General features: G+C 62.4%; 17 protein-coding genes. 12 read left to right on the top strand and 5 right to left on the bottom strand.

Features of this window, described 5'->3' with window-relative positions:
• The 3 genes from V8Z74_RS25355 to V8Z74_RS25365 all read left to right on the top strand — a co-directional run.
• Window positions 1–381: DUF932 domain-containing protein (locus tag V8Z74_RS25355; protein ID WP_349712100.1), on the top strand; the 381-nt coding region annotated here is incomplete at its 5' end.
• A 75-nt stretch (window positions 382–456) separates the two neighbouring features.
• Window positions 457–2538, top strand: a complete 2082-nt coding sequence (locus V8Z74_RS25360) for a ParB/RepB/Spo0J family partition protein (protein WP_349712102.1) — start codon at window positions 457–459, stop codon at window positions 2536–2538.
• A 62-nt stretch (window positions 2539–2600) separates the two neighbouring features.
• On the top strand, window positions 2601–2810 hold the full coding sequence (locus V8Z74_RS25365) for a hypothetical protein (RefSeq protein WP_349712104.1): 210 nt from the start codon (window positions 2601–2603) through the stop codon (window positions 2808–2810).
• A 119-nt stretch (window positions 2811–2929) separates the two neighbouring features.
• Here the strand turns inward: V8Z74_RS25365 and V8Z74_RS25370 are convergent, their stop codons facing one another.
• Genes V8Z74_RS25370 through V8Z74_RS25380 form a run of 3 tightly spaced genes read right to left on the bottom strand, consistent with a single transcriptional unit; the run spans window position 2930 to window position 4845 of the window.
• Window positions 2930–3376: a ubiquitination-like system serine protease family protein gene (locus tag V8Z74_RS25370; RefSeq protein WP_349712106.1), complete on the bottom strand. Its 447-nt coding sequence runs from the start codon at window positions 3374–3376 to the stop codon at window positions 2930–2932.
• Entirely contained in the window at window positions 3366–4595 is a 1230-nt protein-coding gene (locus V8Z74_RS25375; RefSeq protein ID WP_349712108.1) for a ThiF family adenylyltransferase, read from the bottom strand. Before V8Z74_RS25375 ends, V8Z74_RS25370 begins: the two co-directional genes overlap by 11 nt.
• Entirely contained in the window at window positions 4570–4845 is a 276-nt protein-coding gene (locus tag V8Z74_RS25380) for a multiubiquitin domain-containing protein (protein WP_349712110.1), read from the bottom strand. The genes V8Z74_RS25375 and V8Z74_RS25380 overlap by 26 nt, the downstream gene beginning before the upstream one ends.
• Window positions 4846–5021: 176 nt before the next feature.
• On the opposite strand from V8Z74_RS25380, the gene V8Z74_RS25385 reads away from it, so the two are divergent.
• From V8Z74_RS25385 to V8Z74_RS25395, 3 genes are all read left to right on the top strand, one after another.
• Window positions 5022–5360, top strand: coding sequence for a helix-turn-helix domain-containing protein (locus tag V8Z74_RS25385; protein WP_349712112.1), 339 nt, complete (start codon window positions 5022–5024; stop codon window positions 5358–5360).
• Window positions 5347–6147 carry an ImmA/IrrE family metallo-endopeptidase gene (locus tag V8Z74_RS25390; RefSeq protein ID WP_349712114.1) on the top strand — a complete coding sequence of 267 codons (801 nt, stop codon included), beginning with the start codon at window positions 5347–5349 and terminating at the stop codon, window positions 6145–6147. Before V8Z74_RS25385 ends, V8Z74_RS25390 begins: the two co-directional genes overlap by 14 nt.
• A gap of 786 nt (window positions 6148–6933) precedes the next feature.
• Window positions 6934–7248, top strand: a complete 315-nt coding sequence (locus V8Z74_RS25395; protein ID WP_349712116.1) for a DUF736 domain-containing protein — start codon at window positions 6934–6936, stop codon at window positions 7246–7248.
• A 94-nt stretch (window positions 7249–7342) separates the two neighbouring features.
• Here V8Z74_RS25395 and V8Z74_RS25400 read toward each other — a convergent pair whose 3' ends face one another.
• The gene (locus V8Z74_RS25400) at window positions 7343–7516 is read right to left on the bottom strand and encodes a hypothetical protein (protein WP_349712119.1); all 174 of its coding nucleotides are present in this window, start codon (window positions 7514–7516) and stop codon (window positions 7343–7345) included.
• 348 nt (window positions 7517–7864) lie between these two features.
• Entirely contained in the window at window positions 7865–8161 is a 297-nt protein-coding gene (locus tag V8Z74_RS25405) for a helix-turn-helix domain-containing protein (protein ID WP_349712121.1), read from the bottom strand.
• Between the two features lie 62 nt (window positions 8162–8223).
• Here V8Z74_RS25405 and V8Z74_RS25410 point away from each other — a divergent pair, with 62 nt between their 5' ends.
• The 6 genes from V8Z74_RS25410 to V8Z74_RS25435 all read left to right on the top strand — a co-directional run.
• Window positions 8224–8460: a hypothetical protein gene (locus tag V8Z74_RS25410; RefSeq protein ID WP_349712124.1), complete on the top strand. Its 237-nt coding sequence runs from the start codon at window positions 8224–8226 to the stop codon at window positions 8458–8460.
• A gap of 3 nt (window positions 8461–8463) precedes the next feature.
• Window positions 8464–8814, top strand: a complete 351-nt coding sequence (locus tag V8Z74_RS25415; protein WP_349712127.1) for a DUF2958 domain-containing protein — start codon at window positions 8464–8466, stop codon at window positions 8812–8814.
• A gap of 351 nt (window positions 8815–9165) precedes the next feature.
• Window positions 9166–9969, top strand: a complete 804-nt coding sequence (locus V8Z74_RS25420; protein ID WP_349712131.1) for a DUF2285 domain-containing protein — start codon at window positions 9166–9168, stop codon at window positions 9967–9969.
• An 83-nt stretch (window positions 9970–10052) separates the two neighbouring features.
• The gene (locus V8Z74_RS25425; RefSeq protein ID WP_349712133.1) at window positions 10053–10343 is read left to right on the top strand and encodes a helix-turn-helix transcriptional regulator; all 291 of its coding nucleotides are present in this window, start codon (window positions 10053–10055) and stop codon (window positions 10341–10343) included.
• Between the two features lie 26 nt (window positions 10344–10369).
• Window positions 10370–11203, top strand: a complete 834-nt coding sequence (locus tag V8Z74_RS25430) for a replication initiator protein A (protein ID WP_349712135.1) — start codon at window positions 10370–10372, stop codon at window positions 11201–11203.
• A 244-nt stretch (window positions 11204–11447) separates the two neighbouring features.
• Window positions 11448–11582 (top strand): nucleotide-binding protein (locus V8Z74_RS25435; protein ID WP_349712137.1); only part of this gene is annotated, 135 nt, incomplete at its 3' end.

Here is an 11582-nt window from a genome sequence, read left to right on the forward strand (position 1 = left end):
GAAGGCGCTTTCGAGGTGTTGAGCGGCTTCGAGCGCGTGAAGGAATCCCGCGATGCCATGCGCGCGATCACGCTGGATGAAGGCGAAGCCGAAGTGTTCGCCCGTTCCGCGCTGGCCCTCAAGTACGACCCCACCGACAACAAGCCCGCGCCCATCACCGAATCGCAAATCTTGATGCCGCGCCGGTTCGACGACCGCCGCTCGGACTTGTGGAGCGTGTTCAACCGCACCCAAGAAAACCTGACCAAAGGCGGATTGCATGGCCGCAGCGCCAACGGACGCCGCCAGCAAACCCGACCCGTGCAGGGCATTGATTCCGATGTACGCCTGAACCGCGCCCTGTGGATGCTGGCCGATGGCCTGCGCCAGTTGAAAGCCTGACCCCTTCCCGACGTTTTCCCCGCCGGAGGGGCGGGTCCCCTCCATCCCCTTGTTTCACCTGATTGGAGATACATCATGAATGCCGTTACCCACACCGAAGCCCGCGCCGTCAACACCGCAGCCAGCAGCGCCGCGAACGTGCTGCAAACCGCCGACCCGAGCAAGCACATGATCCTGGTGCCGCTGTCGCGGCTGGTGCTGCGCCCCACGGGCCGCAACGTGCGCAAGACCCCGCGCATGTCTATTCCTGAGTTGGCCGCATCGATCCAGCGCGTGGGCCTGCTGCAAAACCTCATCGTGATTCTCGCCGCCGATGGCGAGCACTACGAGGTGGTGGCCGGGGGCCGCAGGCTGGCCGCGTTGAAGCTGCTGGCGAAGAAACACCGCATCGCCAAGGATTGGGATGTGCCTTGCCTGCAGGTGGCCGATGGCACTGCACGCACGGCCAGCCTCACCGAGAACGTGCAGCGCGAAGCCATGCACCCGGCAGACCAGTTCGAGGCCTTCGCGGCGCTGGTGGCCGAAGGTCGGCCCATTGAGGACATTGCGGCGGATTTCTCCGTCACGCCGCTGGTGGTGCAGCGCCGCTTGAAGCTGGCGAATGTCTCGCCCCGGCTGATGGCAGACTACCGGGCCGATGCCGTCACGCTGGATCAGTTGATGGCGCTTTCCATCACCGATGACCACGCCGCGCAGGAAAGCGCCTTCTACGATGCGCCGCTGTGGCAGCGCCAGCCGTCCGCGCTGCGCGAACGCCTGACCGAGCGCGAGATTGACGCCTACCGGCATCCGCTGGTGCGCTTCGTCGGGCTGGACGCCTACGAGCAGGCAGGCGGCGGCATCCGCCGCGACCTGTTCGCGGAGGATGATGCGGGCGTGTACCTGACCGATGCCGCGCTGCTGGAACGGCTGGCGCAGGACAAGCTGGCGGGCATTGCCGCCGAGGTGAAGGCCGAGGGCTGGGCCTGGGTGGATGCTGCGCCTGCCGCCACGTATGCCGACCTGCAAGCCTTCCAGCGTGCGCTGAAGGAACGGCGCGAACCCAGCAAGCGCGAAGCGCAGTGCATCGAGAAACTGCAGGCCAAGATGCAGGAGGTGGCCGAAGCGGTGGATGCCGCGATGGACGCCGACGACGAGGACAAGGCCGATGCCTTGCAGGAGGAAGGCGAAGCCTTGGGCGAGCAGTTGCAGGCGGTGGAAGATGGCTTGCAGGGCTACAGCGCGAACGTGAAGGCTGCAGCCGGTGCCATCGTGACCATCGACCGAAATGGGCAAGCCGTGATCCATCGCGGGCTGCTGCGCGAAGCCGAGGCCAAGGCGCTGCGCACACTGGAAAAGCTGCGCCAAGGATTCAGCGACCCGGATGCCGCGAACGATGACGAGGGCGAGGACGGAGACGACGATAGGCAGCCCAAGACCGTCGCCATGTCCGACCGGCTGGCGCAACGCTTGAGTGCCCACCGCACCGCCGCGCTGCAAATCGAAGTCGCACGGCATCCGCAAGCCGCGCTGGCCGCCGTGGTGCATGGCATGGTGCAGACCGTCTTGCAGAAAGGCCGCTACGGCCTCAACCGTGATTCTTTGCCGCTGGGCGTGAGCCTGAAAGTGCAAGATCGGCTGGAAGGCATGGCCCCGGACTGGCCGGAATCGCCTGCCGCCGTGGCGCTGCGCGAACTGCAACAGGTGGCAGGCGTTGCCTTGCCGGAGGACAGCGCCGAATTGTTCGCCGCGCTGCTGGCGAAGCCGCAAGACGAACTGGTGCGACTGCTCGCCGTGTGCGTGGCTTCCACGGTGGACGTGGTGACGCCTCGCGCCACGCCGCACCAGCCCGGCGAAGAACTGGCGCAGGCTGTGGGCCTCGACATGGCCGCATGGTGGAAGCCGACCGCAGAAGGCTACTTCAAGCACGTTTCCAAGGCCGTGATTCTGGATGCCGTGGGCGCGTTTGCACCGGAATCCGTTACCCGGCTGGCGAAGCTCAAGAAGGCCGACATTGCCAGGGAAGCGGAACGGCTGGCCGATGGCACGGGCTGGATGCCTGCCATCTTCAAGGCTGCAAGCCCGCAGGAAGCGGCGCAGGAGGAAGGCCCGGAGCAGGAAGCCCCGGAGGACGCCGAGGCAATGGCGGATGAACCCGCCGAGGCGCTGGCCGCTTGACCCGCGCCGAAGGCAAGCGCCCCGGCCTCGACCGGGGCGCTGCGCTGGAAGGAGAGGCTCCCATGACCCGCACCACCACCAGCCGCCCGCGCATGGCGGCGATCTATGCGCCCGGCACGGTACGCGCCCGCCGCTGGCGTGGCGATGGCGACGTGCGCGGCTACCGCCCGCCCTCGGGCTGGTCGGCCCGCGCCGACCTCACCGACATTCACCCCATCACGGGCCGCGCCTTGCCGCGTGTCGTGTGGTGGATCATCGAGACGAAGGAATAGCCGTCATCGGCACCGACCCCAGCGTTCCGCGCTGGGGTCGGTGGATTCAAAAATCCGGGCGCGGCAGTGGCCGCGCCCGGTGTCGAAGCCCAACAGCCACATCAGAACGCTGCCGCCTTCTATTGGACAAAGAAGCGAATCAACTTCTGCCAGAGGCGGATTAGGAACGGCTTCTGTTCCATGGTGGTATTGATCGCAGCCAACTCATCTTTCTGCTTGTTGACCGCAGCAATATAGTGTTCTTTGTCAGCCTGGTCTCGTGCTTGAACACGAGCGATCTGCTGCTTTGTCATGGCATATGACCATGAGATGCGGTTGCGTCGAATCCAGTAGTGAGACTGGCAGGCGTAATTCCAATTTCCTATGGATGGGTGAAGGCTGACGGTCTCACCGTCGATCTCAAGTCTCCAGTCTGCAGGCGACAACGGCGTGACAACCTTCTCGCCACAGCCACATGCGCAAAGGTGGGATGCAGTCTTGTACTTCTGACTGATGTAAAGGATGCCAGGCTCAAGCACCTTTGGCACGAACTCCACGAACTCTGGCTGTATGGAGTTAAGCCTCATCAGCAGGCACCTCCATACCTCCAACGATGCGGGCCAATGAGTTCATGTTGACTGAGAACACCACGTTGCGGGTATCGAAGTCAGCTTGATAGAAGCCGCAGTATTGCTTCCATAGCATGACGGCCAGTTGCGCATTCAGTGCGTTCATGTCCGCGATCTGGATGTTCTGGCGGTATATGGCATCGTCCTCCTCATCATCCAGCGGCACGCAGCGATCAATATGATCGTCGCGCTCGGGTGCTACCAGGGTGGCACGGCAACTGCCCACGAGCTTCAACGTTCCCTTGACCTGCTGGAGGTTCATACCCACATCCACAAACGGGATGCGCTTTTCCCTTAGAAAGTCGAAGACCAGTTGCCGGGCTTCGGCCTTGTCCACGCACACGAACACAAAACTCAGACCATCGAGTTCTGCCACATTCGATGGATCCAGGAAGTACGGGTGACTGACCACGTTTCGGTGCATGGCGTCATAGCGGCGCCGGAAGATTTCCGTCTTGGGGAGGCGTGCATTGATTTCAGCCTCTGTCGCAGCACCAGGCGAGCGGAAAGCATTGTGCTGCTCGAACACATCTCCGTCGAACAGGTGGATTTCCTGAACAGGCGTCTTCGCCAGTTGGTCAAGAACGTACGAGCCCGTACCGCCCACACCAATGATGGCGACTTTGCCGATTGCCAACTGCGCCGCAGTCATGATGATTTCTGCCCGCGCCGATGCCGTGTCAGGGTACCGGAATACCGAATTTTCATCATCGGACTTGATGACACCACCGACCTGCGCTTTTGACCATGGCTCCAGCACACCGGCTTGTGCCTGAATCAGCGTAACGTAGTGCTTGACCTTCTGGTAGTGATCCCCATAGTGATCAACCCCCTGCGGTTTATTGGAAAAGCGGTGGTTGATGGTGAACCCAGGAAGCAGCTCCTGGGTGGTGTGCTCATTTTCTAGAGCCCCAAGGGGCTTGCCATCAGCAAAGCATGGGTACTCGCCCTGCCACCACACTTGGTGGGAGTCCCCACCGTGGAGTGCATTGGGCGGCAGTACACGGTCGCCACTCTTTACGTAAAGGCAAGCCAGCGTACCGCGTTTGACCTCGCGCGAGGGCGTCACGTAAGGAACGCCATGCACCAGCAGATGCTGGTGGCGCACTTCAACGTGGAATCCCTCGTCCGCCAGTTGTTGGAGACCCGAGTCAGGAGCGATTGGTTTTGATGACATTGAAGCTCGTCCCTTCTTTGATGGTTACTTTCTGGCCCGGCGCCAGCGTGCCGTCATGGCCGTGCAGGTTGGCATAGGTGACCGAGTAGAGAATGTCGAACGGGCCAGCTGGAAAGGCCAGTTGAACCACCTGCTCATAGGTCAGGTGGTTGTCATGGACGGTTTCCTGCTGCCCGTTGATAACGATGTGAAAGGTTTTTTCCTTCCCTTTGGCTGCGTTGAGTTGATTGATTGATGTCTCTTCGGACATGGTTGTGTTTCCTCATAGGTTGTTGCCTGCGGCCAGGCTGGTACGTTCCCGAAGCCCATCCTCAAGAACATGTTGTTATATTAAGTGAACGACACGATTGTGTCAACTGTTGTTGACGCAGCGTTCTTCTGTTAGAATAAAATGCAATTAAAAATCATTCTTATTGGAGAACCCACATGTCGCTTGGTGCCAAGTTGGCGGAATTGAGGCTTCGCAAGGGTGAGTCGCTCCAGGACGTAGCCAACGCGGTTGGCGTATCGAAGACGCATGTGTGGCAAATGGAAAAGGGAAGCAGCGGCAACCCTTCCATGGATCTGCTCAAGAACTTGGCGGTGCATTTCTCGGTTCCGCTGTCTTACCTTGCGGATGCTGAGAGCGAAGCCTCTCTCCAAGATGTCGAGGCACAGCAGTTCTTTCGTGATTTCAAGTCGCTTTCCGAGGCAGAACAGGCCGTTTTGAAGCAAACTCTGGAGCTATTCAAGCAAAAGAAGGCCCAGGGAGATGGTCGGACTTGACCTGATAGAACTTGCCGACTGTGTTCGGCCGGAGCAGTTGATCGCGGAAATCCTGCGACAGAACCCGCAGATGCCAGTGCCCGTTCCAGTTGAGGAGCTCGCACGCTGTGCGGGCATTTCGAAGATTGAAGCCTTCAGTAGCTCTGGTTTTGAGGGCGCGCTCATTGCGAACGACACCAAATCGGACGGGCTAATCTTCTATAACTGTCAGGTGCCTCGCCCAAGGCAGCGTTTCACTATTGGCCACGAACTCGGACACTTCCTGCTTCCGTGGCACCGCCAAAACTCTTTCCATTGTTCAGCCGACGACATCTCGGCGCGCGCGAACAAGGACTGGGAGCGCGAAGCCAATCAGTTCTCGGCAGAGTTATTGATGCCCACTGTGCTGCTGAAGCAGCGGATCCACTCATCTGCTGAGTTCGGCCTGTCGGACGTGATCCGAGTCAAGGATGAGTTTGAGACCAGTTTCGAATCGACGGTGCGGCGTGTCGTGGAGCTGAGTGAGCGGGCCTATGCTGTGGTCTTCTCGAAGGACAATCTGGTTCGATATTCCATCTACAGCAAGTGCTTCAATTCCCGGTTATGCGTGCGTAAAGGCAGCGAGCTGCCTAGCAAGAGTCTCAGCCGACTTGACGCAAGCAGTCTTGATAGCTGGCACGAACTCGACTCCTCTTGGTGGCTTACAGACGCTAAAGAGGGGACGGAGAACCCAGGCTCAATCTATGAGCAAACCCTGGTTCAAGAAGATGGTTACAAGGTAACGCTTCTTACTTACGCACCTGCATAGTTGAGTGCCGGGCGTGTCGGCGCAAGCGCCGCCGGGCTTTGCGGGCTGCGCCCCGTGCCGTCTTTGTCGTCACGGCCATTCGGCTTCAATCCCGCGCTTTCGCGCCTGTGGCGCTGCGCGCTGCGCTTGCCTCCGAGGGAAAGCCCAGCGGGCTATCCCCGCCGCGCGATGCTTGGCGCCCCTCAATGCTGCCGAACCGGCTGCGCCGGATCGGCCCGGCCAGCACCCCGTCGCAAGGGACGGGGGCTGGCGAACACGCTGGGGCTTGCTGCGGCAGGTTGTACAAATGCCTGCCGTACTCAACGCTGGCGGTTCTCGCCCATCACGTCACGAAGGGCGGTTCACGGACATCCCGCCCGGCCTCGCTAGTCTTCTTCCACGCCACACCTCAAGACCGGCACCGCAAGGTGCGGCCGGGAAGTTTTCGCCCGTCGTTGGGGTGTTGCCCTGGCCCGCGTCAGCGGGCGAGCCGGTGCAGCCTTCGTGCGGGGGATGCCGAACTGGCCATGGCTCCTTTCGGATTGGGGTGGTTCGGCCCAAGGCGTCCTTGTGTTGTTGTGAATCCTGGCGGGGGCGCGGCTGCGCCTCGGGCTTCCTGGCTGCAACCGTCCAGCGAAAACAATTTCCCCTCTGCTGCGCAGATTCCTCGCGGGACAAATTCTTTTCGCCTCCCGGCCCTCCACTGCGTTGCGGCCGCAAGCGGTGCAGCCAGCCCGTCCCCCGCCGGCCGGATCACAACAAGGACGCGATGGGCGCGAACCTTGTTCCACCAAAAGGAGATCCATCATGGCCAACATCGGCACCTTCACCGCAGACAAAGACGGCTTCACCGGCACGCTTCGCACCCTGACGCTCAACGTCAAGGTCAAGCTGGTGCCCAACGACAAGGGCGACAACGAGAAGGCCCCGGACTACCGCCTGCAGGCCGCCAGTCACGACATCGGCGCGGCGTGGAAGAAGACTAGCGAGGCCGGGCGGGAGTACATCTCCGTGACCCTCGACGATCCTTCGTTCCCGGCCACGGTCTACGCCCGCTTGATCGAAGGCGAGAACGGCACGCACGACCTGATCTGGTCGCGCAGCAAGCCCCAGGCGGCCTGACGGTCGCCAAGCACCCCGCCCACGTGGCGGGGTGCGGTGCCGCTAATCGCAGCACTGCCAGAGACACAAGCTGGGTGGCCCGTGCCAATGACGGTCATGCCCTGAGCGCGGCCAGAAGCAACACGGCCCAGCCAGTGGCGCTGACGATGCTGATCGTCAATAAGCGCTTGGACTGGCGGGAATCCAGGTTGCGGTAGACGGGCAGCTTGGTTCTGATCGTATGGAAAGCAGCCAGGGCAGAAAGCGCCCCTGCGATGGCGATGGACATGGCTCCTACGCTGTGTCCTAGCACGGCCGTAGCGATGAACACCACCAAGAAGACCAGCAAAGCTCTGCTGATGCATTGCAAAAGTACGGCAAATCCAGCAACCATCCTCTTCACTTTCTGTCGTCTAGTTTCAAGCCAGGGCGTGCCGACGCGAGGCGTCGTCAGGCTTTGCGGGCTGCGCCCCGGCCGCATACCGAGTTACGGCCATGCGGCTCAATCCTTCGCGCCTGCGGCGCTGCGCGCTTCGCTTGCCCCCTGGGGAAAGCCCTGCAGGCTATCCCCGCCGCGCGAGCTTGGCGCCCCTGAAGTCCCCGAACCGGCTTTCGCCGGATCGGACAGGCCAGCGCTTTAGGCAGGTAGTGTCCCCGCTGCAAGCAGCGCCTCCATGCTGGCCATCAATTCGGCCACGCTGCACTCAAGCGCGCCGGCGATCTTGAAGATGATCGCCAGCGTGGGCATGTGCGCACCACGTTCGATTTTTCCCATGTGCGAGCGCTCAATGCCGGCACGATGGGCCAGTGATTCCTGCGCGATGCCGCGCTCCACGCGCAGCCCGCGCACAGTTGCGCCGAAGGCCACGGCCAGTTCGGCATCGAAGGTGGTGGCGCCGGATGGCCGGCCAGGCTGGATGATTCGCTTCTGCATGGACAGAAGCGTCGATTCGCAGCACAATTAAAACCACGTTATCTTTAACTCATAACGTTCAAATGTACTTTTTCGTGCATTTGAGTTTTTACGGAAATACGCCTCTGCGGATTCCCACAGAGGCACGGAACCGCATCCGTAGTTTTCTTCAAATCCGTGGAAGCGGCTTTGCGCTTTCACGCTTTGCCGGAATCTATGCAAAGCGCATCCGTGCTTTTGCCGCACGCTTGACGATGGTTTGCGTTCGCCCCTTGGGGATCGAGGCATGCGGGCGCATCATTGCCGTTTCGGGGGATTGAACCATGACCGAACCATTGACCACCGACCAGGAGCGCGCGCAGCTGCTTGCCAACGGCCAAAGCCGTGCGGCAGGCCTCGCCATCGACCCGCTGCCCGTGGTGCGCCTATTCACGCCGGACGCGCATGCCACCTGGCTGCTGGCATCGCTCGATCCCGCCGATGGCGATACCGCCTGGGGCGTGATGGACGTGGGCATCGGCATGCCCGAACTGGGTCAAATCAAGCTGAGTGATCTGGCTTCCATCGTTGGGCCACGCAAGCAGCCGGTGATGCGCGACCGGTATTTCAAAGCAGTGCGGCCCTTGTCCGAATATCTGCGGCTCGCGCGGGAGAATGGCTCTATCGTTGATTGATCCGTTCGCGCCACGGCCAGGCCAGGCGTATTGAGACTATTTGCGTCTGGCTTCAGACCAGATCGGTCTGAATTCGCATTCTTGCGCCCAACCCATATTTCCGTGACTCAAACAGTCACGATCCTTCAGGCGGATTGCGGCACGGTGGTATCTGCCGTGTGGCGATTTGGGACTGCGCGGCCGCCGCATTCGGACGAATTGCGCAATACACCGGAGCCAATCGGTCTTGACGGGTCTCTGATTACCAATGCTTACATCCTACTGCGATTTCGAGGATGAGATGAACCCGATGCGATAGCTTCGCATGTTTCGCCATGGCGGCGTTCCTGCTGTTGAACGGGAGCCTTCGCCATGGTCGATCCCCAGCTTTACGCACACCACCACGCGCACTGGTATCCCACTGCCGCCTACCTCTACATCCTGTGGCTGGATGCGCTGGCCCTGGCCTGGGAGTACCTGCGCAGGCACCCCGACTACCGGCTCGACTGGCTGCGCCGTCATCGCCGCCGTGCTTCACCTCCAGCAGCAGAGCCCGCCGCACACCGTTGGGGGTTGCGCTTGCTGGAAGACCCGGATCTCGATGCGCGGGACGCGCAACCGGCTTGGTTACCGGGCCATGCGGCCGTGGTGCAGCTCTACCCCGATGCCGACCCGCCAGCCGACGCTGCGCCGTTCGACCTCTGGCGCATCCCCGGCCACAAGCACCTGCAGCACGACGGCAAGGGCCTGGCGCTCATCGCGCGCAGTCCTGGGTATTGCCAGCGCTTTGCGCTGGCACCCGGCCTGGAAGACGGCATGGCGGTCGCCTATGCCCATCGCGAAAGCGGCGGCGGCACTGCCGCGCGCCCGTATGGCAGGCCAGCAGCCCAGGCCGCATCGGCGGCCCGGCCCCGGCCACCCCCTGCGGCCTTGCTGGAGCTGCACACGCTGCAAGCGCTCGACGCCACCCTGGCGGGCGCGTCCTTGCACCAGATTGCCGAGGGGCTGTTCGGCGTGGATGCAGCAGCCGGTTGGTACAGCGATGGCGGCCTGCGCTCGAAGGTGCGCCGACTGGTGCGGCGCGGCGATGCGTTGATGCGCGGCGGCTATCGCCGCCTAGCACAACTGCCGCCGCTTGAGAAGGGTCGTTTTGAAGGGGACGCAAAACGACCCTGAGCAAGACGGTTGCGATTTCTGAGACTGCCTCCATCCGGCTGCATGGTGTGGCCGGAGCTTTGAAAGCCATGGAGGTTTCTGTCATGCGTCCAGCTCCCTTGCGGCCTGCCGCCGCTCTCGCTCCCACATCGACCGCTGCAGCGCAGCCGCAGCGCTATCTCACCAACGACGAAGCCGCCGAGTATTTGCGCCTGTCGCCCCGCACGCTGGAGAAACAGCGCGTGTTCGGTGGCGGCCCCAAGTTCCGCAAGTTCGGCCGCCGCGTCATGTACGCCGTGGCCGACCTCGATGCCTGGGCCGCCGAGCGCAGCTTCGAATCCACGTCCGATCCCGAGTACGCCGAGCACCACTCGGCGGACAGCCGTGCGCGCTGATCGGCGGTGCGCGGGTGGCCTTCGCCATGTCCCAACCCTCCCAGGAACGCGAACAGCTCGACCTGTTCCGCGCCCTGCCGGGCGACATGGCTCCGCGCGACAGCCAGGACCTGATGGCCTTTCCGTTCTTTTCGCTGGCGAAGTCGCGGCGCACGGCGCCGATCGACTTCCAGGCTGGCGGCGTGACGATCCGCGTGGAGGGAACGCAGGAGCACGGCATCGCCACGATCTGGGATGCCGACATCCTGATCTGGGCGGCCTCGCAGATCGTAGAGGCGCGCGATGCGGGCTTGCGCCCATCGCGGCTGATGCAGGTAAGGCCCTACGAGATCCTGCGCTTCATCGGACGCGGCACGTCGCTGCGCGACTACCAGCGCCTCAAGGCGGCCTTGGATCGCCTGCAATCCACGACCGTGGCAACGTCGATCCGGGAAACCACGGGAAGGCGGTTGCACCGCTTCTCGTGGATCAACGAATGGAAGGAACTGGCCGATGCCCGCGGCACCCCGCTGGGCATCGAGTTGATCCTGCCGGATTGGTTCTATGGCGGCGTGCTGGATGCGGCACTGGTTTTGACCATCGACCCGGCGTATTTCCGTCTGACGGGCGGGATCGAGCGCTGGCTATATCGGCTGGTGAGGAAGCACGGCGGGCGGCAGGCGGAAGGCTGGTGGTTCGATTTCGAGTCGCTGTACCGCAAGTCCGGCAGTGCGGCCCGCTACTACGACTTCGCCGCCGACCTGCGGGCGCTGGTGGCGCGCCAGGCCCTGCCGGGCTATCGGCTGGACATCGAGTACCGCTGCGGCATGGCAGCGCCCTTGCTGTTGTTTCGGCCCGTGCCGCCCACGGCACGGGGATAACCGCGGGATGGCCTGTGGACGGGCTCGTGCTATCAGGCAACAGAAGTCTCGTGCTATCGGGCAACAGCCCCTCGTGCTATCAGGCAACAAAATCGGCCGCCAGGCCAATGCTGGCGCGGGTTTTGGTCGCCTATAACATTAATAACTTAATACCAATAACTGGTAAGAGCGCCGCGCCTCGGTGGATAACCGGCCAGCGGCACCAAGCGCACCAGCCAGGTTTTCCTACTCGGAGGGCCAGGCCATGATCTTTGCCTTGCTCAACCAGAAAGGCGGCGTGGGCAAGACCACGCTCGCCACGCACATCGCCGGCGAGCTGGCGATGCGTGGGCAGTCGGTCATCCTGCTGGATGCCGACCCGCAGGGCTCCGCGCTGGAT

It is taken from the genome of Comamonas sp. w2-DMI (assembly GCF_040187735.1).
Classification (GTDB): Bacteria; Pseudomonadota; Gammaproteobacteria; order Burkholderiales; family Burkholderiaceae_C; genus Comamonas; species Comamonas terrae.